Raw genomic sequence first — 19,383 nt, forward strand, 5'->3', positions numbered from 1 at the left:
TCACATGGCAGAGCTTGAATTCCGGCCCTGGCGGGACGGGGACGACCTGGCGTTGCTGGAGATCTTCGGCGACCCGGCGTCCCCGCACGCCCACCAGGACCGCACCATGTTCCGTGCCGACTCGGACGCGCCCTTCGGGCGCTGCCTGGTGGCCACGGACCAGGGCATCGCGGTTGCCGCGGGCGTCGTCTTTGCCTCGACGCTGCACCCGCGGCGCCTGTGGCTGTACGTCGAGGTCGCCCGCGAGCACCGCCGCACCGGTGTCGCCACCGAGCTGGTGGAACGCCTGCGCGCGCTGGTCCCTGCCGGGCAGACCCCGGAGCTGAAGTCCCGCTACACGCGGACCGCCGGAACCGACGCCGCCGCGGCGGCCGGGTTCTGCGAGTCGCTGGGGATGAAGCAGATCCAGGTGGCCCGCGATGTCGTCGTCGAACCCGGGGCCCTGGCGCTTCCGGTCTTCGATGACGACGGGCTGACCCTGGAGGACATCGCCACCGGTTCGGTGGAGCTGACCAAGCTGGTCGTCGAGTTCTACAACGCGACCCACCAGTGGGACGACGCGGAGATGACGCTGGGCAGCGCCCAGAAGATGCTGCTCGACGACGCCACCGGCGCCCAGGGCGTCATCGTGTTCCGCGACAAGCCCAAGGCCAAGGGCGGGAAGATCCTTTCCTTCGCCATCAGCTACACCCCGGCGCGCGTGGATGCGCCCGCCGACGTGCTGCTGGGCTGGAATCCGGAGCTGGGCGAGGAGGAATCGGCCGAGCCGATCCGCGGCATGCTCGCCATGCTGGCACACCAGTACCCGGTGAAGCTGGAGGTCGACGGTTCAATGGTCGTGCTGTCCTCGCTGGTCGACGTGTTGATCGGGGCGGACCACGCCACGGCCATCTCGACCACGACGATCGTGGCCACCGCGTAGCCTCCGCGACGCACACAACCATGGCGCCGGCCGGATCCCTTGAGGGGAACCAGCCGGCGCCATGTTCGTTGGAGCTACCCACCTGACGGTTTCGCGAGCGGAGCGCAAAGGCTCGCTTCACTTCGCACTGCCCCGAAGAGGAGGTCGATTCCGCCCCCATCCAAGGAACTGCCGACTCGATGACAGGTTGTTCACAGGCATCGCAATGAGCGGCGGGAGACACCGCAAACCGGCTCCGCCCGCTGCAATTCCACGTCCCGCGTGAGCCGCGTCGGCGGGTTTTGCCGAGTACCGTCCGTGTCGGCTGCGGCCGTTTTCCTCGACTGCTGCCCTGCCGGGTCTTGGTGCGATAGCCGAGGAGGCCTCGCCGGATGCCGGCCAATCAATACCGGGGGAGCCGGACGCCTTTTCCGCATCACCTCCGATGGCCTTGCGAAACGCTGTCACGCCAAGGCCACCAACGTGGAATTCTCGTCGGGAAGTCGTGTCCGCTGATGGAACCTCGGCAGCTGCCGTCATCTGTCGGCGGGTTCATCGCGGGTGGCTGTTGCGGTTCCGTGCCGAGTCCCATCGGGTGGCGACTGCCCCGATGAGATGGTGAGACACCAAAATGGCCTGAATAGATGCCGGGGTGGCCTACTTTTTGGCACCGGAAAGGCCTACTTTGAGTTGACGATTCACACAACCACGACCCTGGCTAAGAACCGCATGATGGCCGCGATGCTCCGGAGCACGATCGGGGGCATCCACTGATTTGCGCTGCCGGGTTCCCCGACATACACAGTGCACGACAATCCCATATGAGGGGACACACCCCGGATCGAGCGGCCCGCCGTTGCGCAGCCCGGCATCGTCTCGATCGCCGCTCGCACCCTCACAGCGGCCCGCTGTTTTTCCCGCGCCAAGGCCGCGGACGGCACCCCGGGGCATCTCTCGGCGACCACTGAACGGTGAATATCGACATTTATGCGAAAAAGAATTGACTATCGGACATTCTGTGAGTTCATATTGTATTAATTTGACATGACGGGCGTCACACTTGATGTAGTGTGTGTTGCACCAGAATCACCACCTGAACTTCCAAAGGAGTGCGAATGCTTCGCTTCGCCGTAGACCCGGGTTCCACTGACCTCAGCCCAGTGTCCTTCCATCCTGTTCTCTGGATCTGTGCGGCTGCGGTCTTCGCCGTCATTGTGCTCCAGTCGATCGTTTACCTACGAGCCATCCGCAAGGCGGCCTCCGCGGCCGACCTGACCGACGCCCAGGTCCTGGGCTCGGTACGCCGCGGTGGAATCGCCGCCATCGGCCCATCCCTGGCCGTGGCCCTGGTCGCGATTTCCCTGCTGCCACTGTTCGGAACCCCTGCCGTACTGACCCGCATCGGACTGGTTGGATCGGCGGCATTCGACGTGGCCGCCGCGGGTCTGGCCGCACAGAGCCAGGGTGCCGAACTGGGTGGCCCGAGCTACACCCAGAAGGTCTTCGCGATCGGCTTTGCCGCAATGACCCTCGGTGGCCTGGTCTGGATGCTCACTGCGCTGATTCTCACCCCACTGCTTTCCAAGGGTGACAAGACCCTGCGCAAGGTCAACCCGGCGGTCATGACCGTGGTTCCGACCGCCGCGATCCTGGCGGCATTCTTCACCCTCGCACTGAGCGAAACGGTGAAGTCAGGGGTGCACGTGCTCACCATCATCGTTTCCGCTGCCGTCATGGGGCTATGCATCCTCGCCGCGAAGTACCTGAAACGACCCTGGCTGCGTGAATGGGGACTGGGCATCTCGATCTTCGTTGCCCTCGCCGCCGCCTTCCTAGTTACCGCCTAACCGTCCGAGGCCAGGAGAAGAACTCATGACTACTCAGAACTCAACGCTGACAGGGCTTGCCCAGTTTGACCGCACCACCTCCATCTGGGGGCCGATCACCCTTGGGCTCGGCTTCCTGATCTCACTCGGAGCGGCCCTGTTCGCCGCGTTCGGAACGGGCCTGGGCATCACCGGCCATGAATTGTGGGCGGCCTTCGGCATCGTGTTCGCCACCTTCGGCATCATTGCCGTCGTCGAACCGATTTCCTATTATCCGATCCTCGGACGCTCGGCCATGTACCAGGCGTTCATGATCGGCAACATCGCCAACAAGCTCCTGCCCGCGGCCATCATCGCCCAGACCGACCTGAACGAGAAGCCGGGCACCCGTCGCGCCGAACTGATCGCCGGCGCCGCCATCATCGGCGCCGCTACGGTTCACATTGTCACGCTGATCATCTTCGTCGGCATCCTCGGCACCTGGCTGCTGGGCCTGCTGCCGGCATCGGTCATCACCGTGGCCCGCCTCTACATCCTTGCCGCGGTGTTCGGTGCGGTGACCATCCAGACGGTGGTTGCGATGAAGAACCTACGGACCACCCTGATCGCCGCTATCGTTTCGGCCGTCGTGGTCTTCGGCGTGGTCAAGGCCGCCCCGTCACTGACCAACGTCGCCACCGCAATCAGCGTGGTCTCGGTGATCATCATCGCCTGGTTCGCGCGCAAGCGCACCGAGACGACGCAAGCACCCGCTGCACCGCCGGCCGTCGGTCACTAACAACTACACGACCAAAATATCCACCTGATCCGGAAGGACCCCCATGACCGACTCCCAGCGCACCGTTCAGCTCGCCAAAGGCATCGAAACCACTGCCAGCTTCGTTGAAGAGCACGTGAAGATGTACAAGGAATTCCACCGTGCCCCGGAACTTTCCTCGGAGGAACACCGCACGGCCGAATCAATCGAGGCCCGACTCGACGAGCTGGGAATCGAGCACTTCCGCTCGGGCGGAACCGGCGTGGTGGGCCTGCTGACCAACGGCGAAGGTCCGGTCGTGGGATTCCGTGCCGACACCGACGGGCTGCCCATCGCCGAGGAAACGGGCCTGGACTACGCCAGCACCGCCACCGGCACGTTGCCCGACGGCAAGGAAGCCCCGACCATGCACGGTTGCGGCCATGACACCCATATCACCGCGGCTCTGGCCGCCGCCCAGTACTTGAGCGAAAGCCGCGACGCGTGGCACGGCACCGTGGTGTTCATCTTCCAGCCCGGCGAAGAAACCGCCTGGGGTGCCAAGGCCATGGTTGACGACGGGCTGTGGGACAAGGCCCCACGTCCCGAGGTTGTCCTGGCCCAGCACGTGATGCCCCTGCAGGCCGGCAAGTTCTGGCTGCGTCCGGGCAACATGGCCAGCTTGGCCGACTCGTGGAGGGTCACCGTGCGCGGTCGTCAGGCCCACGGCTCACAGCCGGAAAACTCGCTGGATCCGATCGTCGCCGCCGCCTCGATGGTCATGCGACTGCAGACCATCGTTTCGCGCGAACTGGCCCCGATGACCCCTGCCGTGGTCACCGTCGGCACCTTCCACGCGGGACTGAAGGAGAACATCATCCCGGAAACCGCCGAGTTCAGCCTGAATGTGCGCACCCCGGACGAGGAAGTCCGCGCCAAGGTCCTGTCCTCGATCCGCCGCATCGTCGCCGCCGAGGCGCAGGCCTCTGGCATCGGTGAACCGGGCATCGTGGAAATCAACCGCTTCCCGCGCCTGTTCAACGACGCAGAGCACACCGTCCGCGCGACCAAAGCCCTGGAGGCAGGATTCGGCGAGGGATCGGTCATCAGTGCGCCGTTGGGCATGGGGTCGGAAGATGCCGGCTGGCTGGGCGACGCCATCGGCGTCCCGGTAGTGTTCTGGTCCTTCGGAGCATTTGCCGACCAGGCCTTCGCCGACGGTGCCAGCCCGGCCGGCAACCACTCGCCGCAGTTCGCACCGGATGCAGAACTGTCAGTGATCAACGGGACCGGCGCCGCCTTGGCGGTCCTGCTCGAATACCTGGGCAAGTAGCCGTACCGGCGCGGCGGCGGTGCGGGCACCGCCGCCGCGCATGGCAAGATATTAGCTATGATCGACGACCTTGACCGCCAGATCGTTGCCGCCCTGATCCGCAATGGACGGGCCCCGTTCAGGCTCATCGCCGAGGTGCTCGGTCAGCAGGAGCGCACCGTGGCCCGCCGCGCCAACAAGTTGCTGGCTTCGGGCAACGTGCGGGTCCAGTCGTTTTCCAGTCCCACTGCCGTGGCCCCGGTGGATCTATACATGCTGCGCGTGGACGCCGTGCCCGCCAAAATGGATGCCGTCGCCACGTGGTTGGCCGGCCGGGGGGAGACCCACTGGATCAGCTCGCTAGCCGGTGCCAGCGAATGCATCGTTGAGCTGTTCCTCGAACCACAACGCGTGGGTTCATTCCTCTACGAAGAGCTCGCCCGGGTTGAGGGCGTGCGGGATTTTTCGCTCGAGCCGGTTTTCGATTACTACCGTACGGTCTCGGGGTGGCGTCCGGACATCCTCTCCAACGAACAGTACGAACGACTCAGCCCAAGCGAAGCGCCTGAGCTGATCACCCGCCATACGGAACTGGGCATGTCACCGCTGGACAGCCAGAACCGAATCCTGCTCGAGTTGTTGCGCAGCAATGGCCGCGTGACGATCGATGAGATGGCCACGGATCTCGGAGTATCCAAGACCACCGCGAGCCGCCGGCTGGATACGCTCATCGCCGAAGGCGCAATCCATGTCCGGGCGATCCTTGACCCCGGAACCATCGGGTATCCCGTGGAGAGCCTGCTGACGGTGCAAATCGCGCCCGGCAAGGTTGATGGTTTGGGTCGCTACCTGGCGGATCTTTCCACAACGCGTTGGGCAGCCAACGTTTCCGGGGCGGTTTTGGTGCAAAGTGCAAACCGGAATCTGTCGGAACTGCGGAAGGTCACGGAGACCATCGCGGCTCAGGAGGGAGTGCGTGACATCAAGATCTCGCTCTTCGCTGAGATCTACAAGCGCAGCACGGTCGCCTACCAGAAGGGCAAGCTTCCCGCGCAGTATTTCCGTGGGTAAAAGAGCAGGTGAAACACCGGGGTTACCCTGATCCTTGTCGTTCTTTCGCCCGTGCCACAAGAACCCGCGCTCCCAGTTCACGCGGCGGGAACACCCTAGTATCCAGCGCAGATGGGCACGCCCATGACGAGTTGGTCGCCCAACTGTTCGGAACATTCGGCTTCACCCACCCGAATCGTGCCATCCGGGAAAAATGAAACAAACCCGGTCCAAGCAAGTGCCATGACTGCTAGTGCGGTAACCATGATGGTTGACGCGCTGGTCGGGGCGGACCTCGCAACGGCCATCTCGACCACGACGATCGTGGCCACTGCATAGCCAGTAGGCAACAATGCCGGTCAACAACGCAGATGGCGTCGGACGTTCCCCTGCGGGGGAGTCATCCGGCGCCATCGTTGTTTCACTGCGGTGTTGTTTGCGGGGACGGCCTGTGACATGGAAAGGGGCCCTGGCACCCGGGATGGAATCCCGGGCGCCAGGGCCCCAACCGCCTTGCTTCGATCGCCTACTTGCAGGTGAACTTGGCGTCGGCCCAGTCCGCGTGGTCGTTGCCGTTGCCGTCCCCGGCGACGTCGGCCACCAGGTCGACGTACTCGGCGCCGGTGATGTCCGCGCTCAACGCGAAGGTCGTGCTGGTTGCCCGCATCACCGGCGAGCTGGCGACGGACTTGCCGTCGGCCCGCACCGTGAAGCCGACCGAGCCCAGGGTCTTCTGCGCGTCGTCGATGCCGACCTGCGCCGTGAAGGAGGTGCACTTGCCGCCCGTGTAGTAGCGCACGGTGCTGGGCGCGTGCGCGCCCAGGCCCTTGGGGTAGACGACCCCGTTCAGGGTGATGGCAGGACCGTCGCCCTGCCCGTTTTCGCCGTTGGCCTTGTCCTTCTCCACCGGGCCCCAGCCGTTGTCCGCGCTGACCCACTGGTGGTCGCTGGCGTAGACGGTGCCGGTTGGCGGTGCCGGCAGCGTGTAGACGGCCACGTCGTCGGACACCGTGCGTGCGCCCACCGGATCAGCCGTGGTGGTGTAGGACGCGGTGGTGCCGACCGTGTAGTCGCCGTCGGCTGAGGCCGGCGGCACCACTGTCCAGGTGGTTTTCAGCTTCTGGCCCGGTGCCAGCGTGGCCGCGGTGTTTGCGGTCTTCGCCGTGGCGGTCCAGCCCTCGGGGAGTTCGAGGGCCACCTCGAGGTCCTTGATCTCCGCGGGTTCGTCGCTGGTGAACGTCGTGGTGAACGTGTTGTCCTGGTCCTGCTTGATCACGTCGCCCTCCAGCGCGACGGAGACCTGGCCGCAGGCGGGAATGATTTCCGCCTTGCCGAGGTCCTCGACCAGCAGGTTGTCCAGGGAGAAGTCGGCTTCCGAGTTGCCGCCGACGCGTTCGAGTCCGACCCAGGTGTCGCCGCAACCGCCCGCAACGATGGTGTCGTTGAAGCGGGCCGTGTCCAGCTGGCGCGGCAGCGCCTTGGTCTGGGTCTTGACCGTGCCGTTGGCCGAGGCGTAGCCGCCGACCCAGTTGTATTCGCCCGCGAGGGCGTTCTGGTAGTCGAAGCTGACCCGGTACTCGTGGCCCGGCGTCATGGGGACCGTGTAGTTCGAGGTCCGGTACACCAGTCCCGGGCCGCCGTTGGGGCCCTTGTTTTCGGCGTGGGACTTCAGGGACCACTTGCCGTCGATGACGTCGTCGGTCTTCTGGCCGTTCCAGCCGGACTGCGTGTAGGGCGCGTTGAGTTCGGCCAGGTGCGTGCGGGGGTCGGTGGACCCGCCGGCGTTGCCCTTCTCGAAGGGGCCCCAGCCTTGGTCGATGTCCTCGAAGTCCTCCGAGATGACGCCGGTGGTGGGAACCTTTGAGGTGGCGACGACCCGCACGTCGTCGATGCGGACCTTGGCAGCACCCTCGCCGGCGGCGATGCGCAGCGTGGGGGTGGCCGATTCCTTCACGTCGACGAGCACGCGCAGGCGCTGGAAATTGGTGCCGTGCTTCTCGTCGGCGGCCACGTAGTTGGTGGCCCTCGAGCTGCGGATGGTCTTGGCGGCGGATTCGGTGCCCTTGCCCTCGACGGACAGGGTCGTCTCCCGGGTCTGTCCCGGTTCCACCTCGACCCAGGCGCTCACCGAGTAGGTCCCCGGTTCAAGCTTTCCCAGTCGCTGGGTGATCGCCGAGGGGCCTTCGCCCAGGACCGCGACGGTGTGGCCCTTGGCGTTGCGCTCGGTGGTTGCCGAGCCGGAGGGGTCCCAGGCCTTGAGTGAACCCGCGTTGAATCCGGGATCCGAGACGGGGGTTCCCTCGCCAAATGCGGGCTTCTGGGGCAGTGCCGGGCGGGCGTCGCCCACCAGCACGTAGGGCTGTCCGGCCTCGGCCGTCAGCGTGATCTTGCCCTTGCTCGCCCGCGGCTGCTCGACCAGCTCGCGGCCGGTGTCGGTCAGCTTGTACAGCTTGTAGCCGCCGTTCTGCCGGAAGCGCTCCGGCAGGTTCCAGGTGGAGGTGCCGCCCTTGGCGCTGTAGTGGTAGAGCTTGCTGGCTTCCTTGCCGCTGGCGTCGAAGGTGCCGTCGGCGGCCCAGGGCAGCAGGTAGGTGTCGCCGCGCAGCACCTCGGCGCCTCCGTCGGTGATGACCCGGTGCGCAGCCGAGGTTCCGGTGACGGAAATGCCGCCGGTGAAGTCGATCCGGTCGTCCTGCCAGTTCATGATCTCCTGCTGCTGCAGGTACTTGGCCGGGAGGTTCTTCTTCCAGATGTTCTGGTAGAAGGCGTTGTAGTCGGTCTGGCCAGTCCAGCCTTCCCACTCGACGATGTTCGCGTTGCCGAGCAGAGGGTGCGGGTTCCAGGTGTCCTTCTGCGAGTTGAGCGCGAAGCGGATGATGTCCGAGTTGACGCCCTTGTTGTTGGATCCGCCGTACTTTTCGTCGGTGGCCCAGTGGGACCACGTGTTGTTCCGGTCCAGCGAGTGGGCCCACTCGGAGCTGACCCGGAAGCCGTTCTTGACGAGTTCCTTCTGCAGGCGCTCGGCCAGCCAGCCGTACTGGTAGTAGACGTCGACGTAGACCATGTCCAGGTTCTCGTCGGTCTGCTCGCGGAACTTCTTGACGCGGTCGGCGAGGTTGCCCGTGAGGATGTCCTTGCGCTGGTTGATGTAGTAGGACTGGTCCAGCCAGCTCCACCCCTTGGCTTTCGGGTCCACGAGGTCGTCGGAGAAGAACTTCGATTCCGGGTAGGCCTCGGTCTGGTTGATGTGGACGCCGTAGGAGGCGTTCCACTTCTTGCTGGCCTCCAGTAGCTGGTTCAGGTCCTTGAGGCCGCCGGCGCGGGTGTTGTAGTTGTCGGCGAAGTCGGTGTTGGCCGAGTCATGTCCCTCGTTGCCGAATCCCTTGAGGATGGCCGACTGGCCGAGTCCGTCGGTGGCCAGCGCGATGCGCTTGGTGTCGTCCAGGGTGCGCAGGAACGGGTGCGTGGCCTGGGACGCGAAGTTGAAGGGGATGCGCTGGACAACCTTGTCCTTGACGTCGTCGCCCCGGTTGGGAAGCACCGCGATGTCCCGCAGGGCTATGGCCGCGTCCTGCCAGTTGACGGAGGCGTCGCCGTTGGCGTCCGCGGTGATCTTCACCTTGGACCACGGCAGCTCCTCGGTTTCGTTCGACTCGTTGGCGCGGTAGAGCCAGTCGCCGCTGGCGATGCCGACGCGCACGTGTTCTCCGTCCTTCACGGCCTGGCGCTTGAAGCGACCTTGGCTGCGGTAGCCGGAGCCGGAGGACGTGTCATACAAGGAGTTCGATTCCAGCGCTGCCGCAAGCTCGCCGGTGGTGGCCAGCGCAAATGCCGACTCCTTCGGGGCAGCGTCGACGGGGGTGGAATCGGTGACATTCGTGAAGGTGTCGCCGGACTTCGCGCGGTCCACGGAGAGGTTGGCCGTGGCGACCTGTGCGCCGGCGCTGGTCGAGGAGACACTGACCAGGTTGTTCCCGGGGATGCCGAGGGTGCGGATCTTGGTGGCGGTGCCGTCGGTGATGCCCGTGACGCGGAACGTCATGACGGAGTCCTCGACGCTGATGCGCGCCTCGATGACCGCGCCGGGAATCCCCGGAACGGTGATCCGGTAGTCCATCGCCGAGCCGCCCGAGGGGGTCGAGGTCACCTCGACCTTGTGGGTCTCGCCATTGACCTTGATCTCGTCGATCGGAGCGGTGCTGCCGTCGATGGATGCCGCCGTGGCCGCCTCGGTGTACTTAAGGACCTGTGGGAAGTCGCGTGAGACCGTGACCTCGAGTTCCTGGGAGGAAATGGTTCCAATTGATCCCTCGGTGGTCTGGGGCAGGGCCGTTGCCCCTGTCATGCCAAAGGGAACCAGTGCGGACGCGGTGATGGCACCGATGGCGGTCAGGCCGACGGCCCTTCGGAACTTACGTGGTGAACTTCGCATCGTGCTCCTAGTTAATTGCGAACGGCCCCGGCCCACGCGACGTCCCCACCCAACGCATTGCCGAACCGCACGATCATGTTATGGATAACAACAAGAGTGTGGCATGGCTCATAGTTGTTGGTAAAGTAATTCTGTAAAAATGCCAAATTTCAGTACTTTTGTACACCTTGACAAAATTGTGATCCATATCAACAGCTCGACGGCTGGCGCTGTTGGTGGGTCCGGTGGATTGCGGATTCCCGGGGGCGGACCCAGAGCGGTGGGTAATGTCCGCGGTCGTCCCGGCATGCCATGACCGAGGCCACCGTGTGGACGGCGACCGGGCAATACGTCGCCCACCGCGCAAAGCGGCGCCGCCCGGGTTTCCCTGAAAAGGGGATCCGGGCGGCGCCGCAGGTGATTTCCGCGATTTCGCCTTGGGCGGGTGCTAATCCAGCTCGATGACCCGCACCGAGCCGGGGCCCTCCACGAGCAACATGATCCGTTGGGACGTGCCGTCCACCGAGGCGATCGCCGCGGCCAGGTCCTCCTCGGTGGCCTGGAATCCGTCCCCGGCCCGGCCCAGCAGCTTGACCCGGGCACCGGTCGATTTGGCCAGGGCGGCGCGGAGGGGACCGGCGTCGCCGCCGGCCACCAGGAGTATCGAATCCAGGACGACGCCCCGCTGTGTGTCGGTGGATTCCAGCACGGTTCGGTCCGCGCGCCAGACGACAAAGTGGTAGAGCGAAACCAGCGCGGTGGCGGTGAGCAACCCGACCGGTGCGCGGACCGACTCGAGCAGGCCCGAGGCCAGCCTGCCGGGTTCCAGGAAGAACTCGATGAGCCGGAACCCCACCACCAGCAGGGCAATCAGGGCGACCACGGCGCTGATGCCGAAGACCGCCACCAGGTATACCCTGCGTCCGCGCGGATCCGCAGGCTGCCCGGGACGCCAGGCCCGCCACCAGGTCAGTGCGCCGAGCACCAGCCAGATCACGCCGGCCAGCAGCAGGCTCCGGGTGTTGTTGCCTGCCAGCGGGGGAGTCAGCGAGGCAAGCGATGCGTTGACGCAGACCCCGAGCCCCGAGGCTCCCGCGGCCAGACCCAGCCCGGAGACCACCTGTCGGCCGGCCTCAACGGTGGCTGCCGAACGTCCGGCGAACCAGGACGGCGCGAGGCTGCAGACCAGGGCGCCGGCAATCGCGGTGCCCAGCGCCAGCGGCGCGGGTGCAAGCAGCTGCAACGAGAGTCCGCGCAGTGCCGCATTGCCCAGCGTGTACAGCAAGTACCCGGTGCCGCCCAGGGTGGCCGAGCCCGCGGCCAGGGCGCCCACGAGAACCAGCGCGACGTCGGCGAAACCGCCGCGCACGGTTCCCATGCCCCTGCGCACCCAATGCCACCACCACACGGCCACGCCGCCGGCGATCCAGGGCAGCTGCGCCAGCACGCCCTGCCACCAGGGGCTGCCGACCGAGGGCGCGGGGAAGAACGTATCAAGCGCGGCGGAAAAGAGCACGGACAGCGCCGAAGCCACCGCGGTGGCTCCCACGAGCAAGCCGTACCAGCTGCCCAGGATCCCCGGCAGGTTCGGCAGGAACCGTGGCGTGCGCACTGCGTCGCGCCAGATTCGCTGGTGCCACCACCAGACCCCGCCCCAGACCAGCGCCCCGGCGAGGTCGCGCGCCCAGTCGTCGGTGCGTCCGGAGGCCAGGTTGCCCAGCAGGGAGAACAGCGCGGTGCTTGCCGCGATCAGGGCCGTGGCGTACATGGCGGCCAGGTAGAGGCCCCAGGCCGGCGCCCCGGATTCGGCCGGCTGTAACAGCCTCCTGGCCAGCCACCGCCAGAGCAGCAGCGCCAGCGGGCCCGCGATGACCAGGAAGGCGATCGACCTGGCCAGGGCCGAGGTGCGATCGGTCCCCGTCAGCTCCGAGGGATCCAGGCCGATGGCCAGCAACCCCGCTGCGCCCGAGGCCGCGATGGACACCAGCGTGAAGAAGAGGATGTAGAGCACCAGGCGCCGCACCGTGGGCAGTGCGCCCGTGGCCTGTGCGCCCGATGTTTGTGCGGGGGTGGTCATCTCACTTCACCGCCGGGGCCGTGCAGGCCAGCAGCGGCCAGGGCGCGGAGTTGATGGCCCAGCTGTCCTGCCGCGGGACCAGTACGAAGGAATCCTCGTATCCCGACTCGCCCAGCCCGAAGGGGCCGCGGACCCTGGTCTCGGTGATCGAGACCAGGACCGTGGCGCCGGTGCCGGTCAGCTTGGTGGAGAGCAGCGCAACGCGCAGATCCGTCCGGTCGGGGTTCGCCCCGAACGGGCAGTCCTTGGTTGCCTGGGTCGTCAGCAGCGCCGCGGCCTGTTCCTGGTCGCCGGCCAGCAACGAGGTGACGTAGCTTTGCACGACGCCCTCGGGGGAGCGCGGATCCACCGGGGCGCCGGCCCCGCGGGTGAGCACCAACACGAACGCCAGAACAACCAGGAGCGCCGTAGCGCCGAGCAGGATCAGCGAGGTGCGTTTCCCGGCCTTGGGTAGGCTTTTCATGCATCAATTATGCAGCGGAAACCGCGGCGCGGCTGCCCTATCCGGCCTTCCATCCGATTTCGCGGGCGATGTTCGCGATCTCGGTCATGACGTGGGCGTTGTAGTCCACGCCGAGCTGGTTCGGCAGGGCGAAGAGCACGTAGTCGGCCTCGCTGATCGCCTCGTCGTCCATGAACTGTTGCGCGACCTCTTCGGGGGAGCCGGAATAGGTGGGGCCCGAGCGCGCCACCGAGCCGTCGAGGTAGCCCACCGAGTCGCCGCGTTCACGGCGCCCGAAGTACAGGTCGTCCTTGTCCGTGGTGATCGGGAACGCGCTGCGGGTTACGGCCGTCATGCCGCCGGTGGTGTGGCCGCTTGCTGCGTACGCCTCCTTGTATTGGCGCAGCTGGTCGGCCTGCAGCACGTGGAACGGCCGGCCGTCGTCCTCCAGCAAGAGCGTGGAGGAGAGCAGGTTCATGCCCACCGATGCGGTCCACAGGCCCGAGCCGATCGTTGCCGCGCCCCACCAGATCCGGTTTTCCAGGCCCGGGGAGATCGGGTTGATCGGCAGCAGCTCGTCCTGGCCGTTGTGGTGGTGCCCGCCGGGCACCGGGTGGGCGATGCCCGCCCCGGAGATGGCCTTGCGGAACAGTGCGGTGCGCTCGCGCGTCTCGTTGGCCCAGCTGTTGCCCGGTTCCAGGTCGTAGCCGAACTGGTGCTGGCCGTCGCGGGCCGGCTCGGGTGAACCACGGCTGACTCCCAGCTGCAACCGTCCGCTGCTGATGGCGTCGACGGCGCCGGCCTGCTCGGCCATGTAGAGCGGGTTTTCGTAGCGCATGTCGATCACCCCGGTGCCGACCTCGAGCGTCGTGGTCTTGGCCGCCATGGCGGCCATCAGCGGGAACGGCGTGGAGATCGAGTTGCCGAAGTGGTGCACGCGCAGCCATGCCCCGTCGAATCCCGATTCCTCGGCCGCCACGGCCAGGTCGACCATCTGGCGCACGGCGTCGGCACCCGTGGGCACCGGGGAGCTGCTGGAGCCTCCCGAATGGCCAAAGGTCAGAAATCCAATTTTCTTCACGATCCACCCTCTATGCATGCAAAACTATGTACTTCAGGTACAGCCAATTCCGGGGCAATACTATTCCCGCACGTGATGCACGCCGCCCGCCGCCCCGCAATCGGCGTGCGGCGCAATCGAAGTTTGCACAAAAGTTTTTGAAACCTTGAGGACGAGCGCCGATTGCGTTGTGTAGTCTGAACTTTTATTGGGGACCTATCGGCCCGCATGACAACCAGAGGGGAAACAATGACCAAGCTCGAACCGTCATATGCCGGTACGTGGCGACTTGACCCGACGCACACGCGCATTGGATTCAGTGCGCGCCATGCCATGGTGACCAAGGTGCGGGGCGCCTTCAACGAGGTCGAGGGAGTGATCAACGTCGACGTGGAGGACATCTCCAAGTCCGGCGTCGAGATCACGATCAAGGTGGCCAGCGTCGACACGCGAAACGCCGATCGCGACAAGCACCTGCGAACCAACGACTTCTTTGATGCGCCGACGTACCCGAACATTGTTTTCCGTTCGACCCGCATCGACCAGGTGGAAGAGAACAGTTTCATCGTCAACGGCGAACTGACCATCAAGGACACGACCCGCGAGGTTGCCGTCCCGATCGAGTTCACCGGCGTCGAAACCGATCCCTACGGGAACCTGCGGGCCGGCTTCGAGGGCAGCCGCCGCATCGACCGGCGCGAGTTCGGCGTGAACTGGAACCAGCTGCTTGATTCCGGAGGCGTACTGGTCTCCGAGCGGGTCCTGCTCGAATTCGAGATCTCGGCCGTCAAGGATGCCCAGGCCTAAACGGACTAAACGCGCAGCCCGTGGGCCATGGGCCCACGGGCTGCCGGGTGTCGGCCGGTCGCGGCGCATCTCGGGTTCACGCCCCGCACGTTCGCGGGTGCGCCCGGCCGCGCCGCGGCGGGTCCGTTGCGGGCGGAGGGGCCCGGCCGCGGCTGTGATGCACAACTTAGTCCGCACCGGTACCCGATTTGCACATGTTTGAGAGAATGGGTTAGTGACTGTAACTGCCGATTCCCCAGTAAGCCCCGTGCCGTCCGGCGCCAAGCTCGAGCTGCCCCCGCTGCAGCTGGGCAAGCACACCGTGCAAACCCCGGTGATCCTTGCGCCCATGGCGGGCATCACCAACAAGGCCTTCCGACGCCTGTGCCGTGAATACGGCGGCGGCGTGTACGTGACCGAGATGGTCACCTCGCGCGCGCTGGTGGAACGCAACCCCGAGTCGATGCGCATCATCTCCCACGACCCGGACGAGGAGCTGCGTTCGGTCCAGCTCTACGGCGTGGACCCCAAGACCGTCGGCGCCGCGGTGCGCCTGATCGTCGAGGAAGACCGCGCGGACCACATCGACCTGAACTTCGGCTGCCCGGTCCCCAAGGTCACCCGCAAGGGCGGGGGAGCGGCCCTGCCGTGGAAGACCGACCTGTTCACCGCCATCATCAAGGCGGCCACGACGGAGGCGGCCCGCGGCGACGTGCCGCTGACCATCAAGATGCGCAAGGGCATCAACGAGGACCACCTCACCTACATCGAATCGGGCAAGATCGCCCGCGACCACGGCGTTGCGGCCGTGGCCCTGCACGGCCGCACGGCCAGCCAGTACTACTCGGGCAAGGCCGACTGGGACTCGATCGCCAAGCTGCGCGAATCCCTGCCGGACATCCCGGTGCTGGGCAACGGCGACATCTGGAGCGCCGAGGACGCCGTGGCCATGGTCCAGCAGACCGGTGTCGACGGCATCGTCGTCGGCCGCGGCTGCATGGGCCGCCCGTGGCTCTTCGGGGACCTGCAGGCCGCCTTCGACGGCACCGACACCCGCTTCAAGCCGGGCCTGGCCAAGGTCGCCGAGACCGTGTACCGCCACGCGGAGCTGCTCACCGAGTACTTCGAGGACGAGTTCAAGGGCCTGCGCGACATCCGCAAGCACATGGCCTGGTACTTCAAGGGCTACCCGGTCGGAGGGGACATCCGCTCGGCCCTGGCCCAGGTGCCCACGCTCGAGGTGCTGCGCGGGCTGCTGGACCAGCTGGACCTGGACATGCCGTACCCGGGCAAGGACGCCGAGGGCCAGCGCGGCCGTGCCGGTTCGCCCAAGAAGACCCACCTGCCCGACGGCTGGCTTTCCACGCGAGACCTGAACGAGAACCACAAGGCCATGATCTCGGCCGCCGAGCTCGACGTTTCCGGAGGCTAAACCAGTCCATGTCGCAGATCCCCGGATACACGGCGGCGGACGAGGAACGCTGGGTTCCCGAACCGCCCAAGAAGGCCTACCGCACCGCGTTTGAGCGCGACCGTGCGCGGGTCCTGCATTCCTCGGCGCTGCGCCGCCTGGGCGCCAAGACCCAGGTGGTGGCCCCCTCCTCGGACGACTTCGTGCGCACCAGGCTCACCCACTCCCTGGAGGTGGCCCAGGTCGGCCGCGAGCTCGGCGCGACCCTGGGCTGCGACCCGGACGTCGTCGACACGGCCTGCCTGTCACACGACCTGGGCCACCCGCCCTTCGGCCACAACGGCGAAACCGCGCTCAACGAGATGGCCAAGGACATCGGCGGGTTCGAGGGCAACGCCCAGACGCTGCGCCTGCTCACCCGGATCGAGACCAAGACCTTCAGGCACAACGGAGCCTCCGCCGGGCTGAACCTGACCCGGGCCTCGCTCGACGCCGCCTGCAAGTACCCGTGGCTGCGGGCCGACGCCCCGGAAAAGGACGGCAAGACGACCTCGAAGTTCGGCGTGTACGCGGACGACGCCCCGGTCTTCGACTGGCTGCGGGCCGGTTCCGGCGCCGAGCCGCGCCAGACATGCATCGAGGCGCAGGTCATGGACCTGGCCGACGACATTTCCTACTCGGTGCACGACGTCGAGGACGCGATCAACGCCGGCCGCTTCCAGCTGCGCTGGATCAAGGACGCCGAGCAGCGCGCCCGGGTCATCAAGTTCACCCGCCAGTGGTACCTGCCGCAGGTGGAGGACGACGTCATCGACGCAGCCATCCGGCGGCTGGAGGCGACCAGCGAATGGGTGCCGCACACCGACGGCTCCCGCCGTTCCATGGCCGCGCTCAAGGACATGACCAGCCAGTTCATCGGGCGCTTCTGCCAGTCGGCGATCGACGCCACCCGCGAGCGGTACGGCGACGGCGCGCTCACCCGCTTCAACGCCCGGTTGATCGTGCCCGAATCCACCGAGCACGAGATCGCGGCCATGAAGGGCCTGGCCACCGCGTACGTGATGACCAGCGACGAGCGCAAGCCCATCTACGCGCGGCAGAGCGAGATCCTCTCCGAACTCGTCACGCTGCTGCATGAGACGGGGGACAAGTACCTGGATCCGCTCTTCGCCGCCGACTGGCGCGAAGCGAGGGACGACGCGGACCGCCTGCGCACCGTGATCGACCAGGTGGCATCGCTCACCGACGCCTCGGCCATCGAGTGGCACGCCACGCTGGTGGAGGGCAAGAGCTTCAACGAACGGCTCTTCTAACCGTTCAGGTCCCGTGCGCCTCGGTCGTTTCCCCGTGGCTCCCCGCGGGCGACGGCTCGGGCCGCCCGGCGTCCCGTGCTCGTCCACACCTGGGCGCCGGCTGGCGGCCGGAGCTTGCCGCGGTCACTAGACTAGGGGTATGGCCGGCCTGATTAAACGTGAAGACATCGAAGAAGTTCGCAACCGTACTGACATCAAGGAAGTCATCGACGGGTATGTGACGCTGAAGTCTGCCGGCGTGGGCTCGTGGAAGGGCCTGTGCCCGTTCCACGACGAGCGCTCGCCGTCATTCCACGTGCGCCCGCAGGTCGGCACGTTCCACTGCTTTGGCTGCGGCGAATCCGGCGACGTGATCGCCTTCATCCAGAAAATGGACCACAGCACCTTCTCCGAGACCGTCGAAACCCTTGCCGCACGCGCCGGCATCGAACTGCACTACGAGGACGGCGGCTCCGGCCCGCGCCGCGAAGAGGTCGGGCGTCGCCAGCGCCTGCTCGATGCGCACAAGATCGCCGAGGAGTTCTTCCGCGAGCAGCTCGCGACCCCGGGTGCCGCTGCCGGCCAGGAATTCCTCACCGGACGCGGCTTCGACCAGGACGCCGCCGCGCAGTTCGGCGTCGGCTACGCACCCCAGGGCTGGGATGCCCTGCTCAAGCACCTGCACGGGCGCGGCTTCCAGGATGAGGAGCTCAAGCTCACCGGCATGTTCTCCGAGGGCAACCGCGGCATCTACGACCGCTTCCGCGGCCGCCTGATCTGGCCCATCCGCGACCTCTCCGGCGCCACCATCGGATTCGGTGCCCGCAAGCTCTACGAGGACGACCAGGGCCCGAAGTACCTCAACACCCCCGAAACCCAGCTCTACAAGAAGTCGCAGGTGCTCTACGGTGTTGACCTCGCCAAGCGCGAGATCACCAAGGAACGCCAGATCGTGGTGGTCGAGGGCTACACCGACGTGATGGCCTGCCACCTCTCCGGCATCGGGACCGCGGTGGCCACCTGCGGCACCGCCTTCGGCGCCGACCACATCAAGATCGCCCGCCGGCTGCTGCGCGATGACGGATCCGGCGGGGAGGTCGTCTTCACCTTCGACGGCGACGCCGCCGGCCAGAAGGCTGCCCTGCGCGCCTTCGAAGAAGACCAGAAGTTCATCGCCCAGACATACGTAGCCGTCGAGCCAACGGGCGCCGACCCGTGCGACCTGCGCCAGACGCGCGGCCCGGAGGCCGTGCGCGAGCTGATCGATTCCAAGCGCCCGCTCTTCGAGTTCGCGATCAAGGCGGGGCTGAAGAAATTCAACCTCAACACCGTCGAGGGGCGTGTCCAGGCGCTGCGCGTCAGCGCACCGATCGTCGCCGGCATCAGGGACTCGGCGATCCGCCCAGCCTATGCCCGTGAACTCGCCGGCTGGCTCGGCATGGACGTCGATGACGTCAACCGCTCGGTGGGTGCCTCCGTGCGCCGAAACCGGATGCCCAAGACCGAAACGACCCACGAACGCCCCCTCGAGACGACCCCGGAACAGCCCGCCGCCCAGGTCTTCAGCAGGCCCGACCCGCGCGACCCCGTGTCCCGCATGGAACGCGAGGCGCTCGAGGTCGTGTTGCAGCAGCCGGCACAGCTGACCCCCGAGCAGTGGCAGGCCTTCTACGATGCAAGGTTCCTGGCGCCGGCCCACGCCGCCGTCCATGACGGCGTGCGTGCCGCGGGCCTTGCCGGGGCGACCCCGGCCCAGTGGGTCGAGGCGATCCGCCAGGAAGTGCCGGAGCCGCTGCGCTCCTTCGTTTCCGAACTTGCCGTCACGCCGCTGCCCGCCAGCACCAACGAAGCATTGCTTCGCTACTGCAACGACATCATCAACAGGCTCTTCGAACTACAGATCACGCACCTGAAGGCCGAGAAGATGGGGCAGCTCCAGCGCATGGACCCGGCGGGCGATCCCGAGGGATTCCAGCGGATCAACCGTGAGCTGCTGGAGCTGGAACTGCGCCGCCGCGCCCTGCGCCAGGAGTGATCCCGGCGGGGGAGGACCCCGATTTTTGTTTTCACGAAATCATGTGT

The 19,383-nt window shown here is 66.4% G+C and carries 13 protein-coding genes; 9 read left to right on the forward strand and 4 right to left on the reverse strand.

Going from position 1 to position 19,383, the window contains the following annotated elements; translation table 11 throughout:
- Positions 1–4 precede the first annotated feature (4 nt).
- The 5 genes from ACFY5D_RS18200 (at position 5) to ACFY5D_RS18220 (ending at position 5,846) form a co-directional block, all read left to right on the forward strand.
- Positions 5–922 carry a GNAT family N-acetyltransferase gene (locus tag ACFY5D_RS18200; protein WP_387533127.1) on the forward strand — a complete coding sequence of 306 codons (918 nt, stop codon included), beginning with the start codon at positions 5–7 and terminating at the stop codon, positions 920–922.
- Positions 923–2,016: 1,094 nt separating this feature from the next.
- Complete coding sequence (locus tag ACFY5D_RS18205) at positions 2,017–2,748, forward strand: DUF5058 family protein (RefSeq protein WP_387533130.1); 732 nt, start codon at positions 2,017–2,019, stop codon at positions 2,746–2,748.
- Positions 2,749–2,773: 25 nt separating this feature from the next.
- Entirely contained in the window at positions 2,774–3,505 is a 732-nt protein-coding gene (locus tag ACFY5D_RS18210; protein ID WP_387533133.1) for a hypothetical protein, read from the forward strand.
- 43 nt (positions 3,506–3,548) lie between these two features.
- On the forward strand, positions 3,549–4,796 hold the full coding sequence (locus tag ACFY5D_RS18215) for an amidohydrolase (RefSeq protein WP_387533135.1): 1,248 nt from the start codon (positions 3,549–3,551) through the stop codon (positions 4,794–4,796).
- 57 nt (positions 4,797–4,853) lie between these two features.
- Complete coding sequence (locus ACFY5D_RS18220) at positions 4,854–5,846, forward strand: Lrp/AsnC family transcriptional regulator (protein ID WP_387533138.1); 993 nt, start codon at positions 4,854–4,856, stop codon at positions 5,844–5,846.
- A 505-nt stretch (positions 5,847–6,351) separates the two neighbouring features.
- Here ACFY5D_RS18220 and ACFY5D_RS18225 read toward each other — a convergent pair.
- The 4 genes from ACFY5D_RS18225 to ACFY5D_RS18240 all read right to left on the reverse strand — a co-directional run bounded on the left by ACFY5D_RS18225 (position 6,352) and on the right by ACFY5D_RS18240 (position 13,833).
- Positions 6,352–10,254 (reverse strand): endo-alpha-N-acetylgalactosaminidase family protein, encoded by a 3,903-nt coding sequence (locus ACFY5D_RS18225; RefSeq protein WP_387533141.1) that lies wholly within the window; start codon positions 10,252–10,254, stop codon positions 6,352–6,354.
- Positions 10,255–10,681: 427 nt separating this feature from the next.
- Positions 10,682–12,310 (reverse strand): DUF5671 domain-containing protein, encoded by a 1,629-nt coding sequence (locus ACFY5D_RS18230; protein WP_387533144.1) that lies wholly within the window; start codon positions 12,308–12,310, stop codon positions 10,682–10,684.
- 1 nt (position 12,311) lies between these two features.
- Entirely contained in the window at positions 12,312–12,773 is a 462-nt protein-coding gene (locus ACFY5D_RS18235; RefSeq protein WP_387533147.1) for a hypothetical protein, read from the reverse strand.
- A gap of 37 nt (positions 12,774–12,810) precedes the next feature.
- On the reverse strand, positions 12,811–13,833 hold the full coding sequence (locus tag ACFY5D_RS18240; RefSeq protein WP_387533150.1) for an LLM class flavin-dependent oxidoreductase: 1,023 nt from the start codon (positions 13,831–13,833) through the stop codon (positions 12,811–12,813).
- Between the two features lie 228 nt (positions 13,834–14,061).
- On the opposite strand from ACFY5D_RS18240, the gene ACFY5D_RS18245 reads away from it, so the two are divergent.
- The 4 genes from ACFY5D_RS18245 to dnaG all read left to right on the forward strand — a co-directional run bounded on the left by ACFY5D_RS18245 (position 14,062) and on the right by dnaG (position 19,336).
- The gene (locus ACFY5D_RS18245; protein ID WP_387533153.1) at positions 14,062–14,619 is read left to right on the forward strand and encodes a YceI family protein; all 558 of its coding nucleotides are present in this window, start codon (positions 14,062–14,064) and stop codon (positions 14,617–14,619) included.
- A gap of 214 nt (positions 14,620–14,833) precedes the next feature.
- A complete protein-coding gene (gene dusB / locus ACFY5D_RS18250; protein WP_387533156.1) occupies positions 14,834–16,030 on the forward strand; it encodes a tRNA dihydrouridine synthase DusB in 1,197 nt (398 codons plus the stop codon).
- A gap of 8 nt (positions 16,031–16,038) precedes the next feature.
- Positions 16,039–17,322: a deoxyguanosinetriphosphate triphosphohydrolase gene (locus ACFY5D_RS18255; protein ID WP_387533159.1), complete on the forward strand. Its 1,284-nt coding sequence runs from the start codon at positions 16,039–16,041 to the stop codon at positions 17,320–17,322.
- Positions 17,323–17,461: 139 nt separating this feature from the next.
- Positions 17,462–19,336 carry a DNA primase gene (gene dnaG, locus ACFY5D_RS18260; protein ID WP_387533162.1) on the forward strand — a complete coding sequence of 625 codons (1,875 nt, stop codon included), beginning with the start codon at positions 17,462–17,464 and terminating at the stop codon, positions 19,334–19,336.
- Positions 19,337–19,383 lie beyond the last annotated feature (47 nt).

It is taken from the genome of Paeniglutamicibacter sp. NPDC012692 (assembly GCF_042901625.1).
Lineage (GTDB): Bacteria > Actinomycetota > Actinomycetes > Actinomycetales > Micrococcaceae > Paeniglutamicibacter.

What these genes read in the sequence shown, in the direction of transcription:
- ACFY5D_RS18220 (WP_387533138.1), top strand. Translation starts at nt 4,854, where the DNA reads ATGATCGACGACCTTGACCGCCAGATCGTTGCCGCCCTGATCCGCAAT.
- ACFY5D_RS18200 (WP_387533127.1), top strand. Translation starts at nt 5, where the DNA reads ATGGCAGAGCTTGAATTCCGGCCCTGGCGGGACGGGGACGACCTGGCG.
- ACFY5D_RS18210 (WP_387533133.1), top strand. Translation starts at nt 2,774, where the DNA reads ATGACTACTCAGAACTCAACGCTGACAGGGCTTGCCCAGTTTGACCGC.
- ACFY5D_RS18225 (WP_387533141.1), bottom strand. Translation starts at nt 10,254, where the DNA reads ATGCGAAGTTCACCACGTAAGTTCCGAAGGGCCGTCGGCCTGACCGCC.
- ACFY5D_RS18235 (WP_387533147.1), bottom strand. Translation starts at nt 12,773, where the DNA reads ATGAAAAGCCTACCCAAGGCCGGGAAACGCACCTCGCTGATCCTGCTC.
- ACFY5D_RS18205 (WP_387533130.1), top strand. Translation starts at nt 2,017, where the DNA reads ATGCTTCGCTTCGCCGTAGACCCGGGTTCCACTGACCTCAGCCCAGTG.
- dnaG (WP_387533162.1), top strand. Translation starts at nt 17,462, where the DNA reads ATGGCCGGCCTGATTAAACGTGAAGACATCGAAGAAGTTCGCAACCGT.
- ACFY5D_RS18230 (WP_387533144.1), bottom strand. Translation starts at nt 12,310, where the DNA reads ATGACCACCCCCGCACAAACATCGGGCGCACAGGCCACGGGCGCACTG.
- ACFY5D_RS18245 (WP_387533153.1), top strand. Translation starts at nt 14,062, where the DNA reads ATGACCAAGCTCGAACCGTCATATGCCGGTACGTGGCGACTTGACCCG.
- ACFY5D_RS18215 (WP_387533135.1), top strand. Translation starts at nt 3,549, where the DNA reads ATGACCGACTCCCAGCGCACCGTTCAGCTCGCCAAAGGCATCGAAACC.
- ACFY5D_RS18255 (WP_387533159.1), top strand. Translation starts at nt 16,039, where the DNA reads ATGTCGCAGATCCCCGGATACACGGCGGCGGACGAGGAACGCTGGGTT.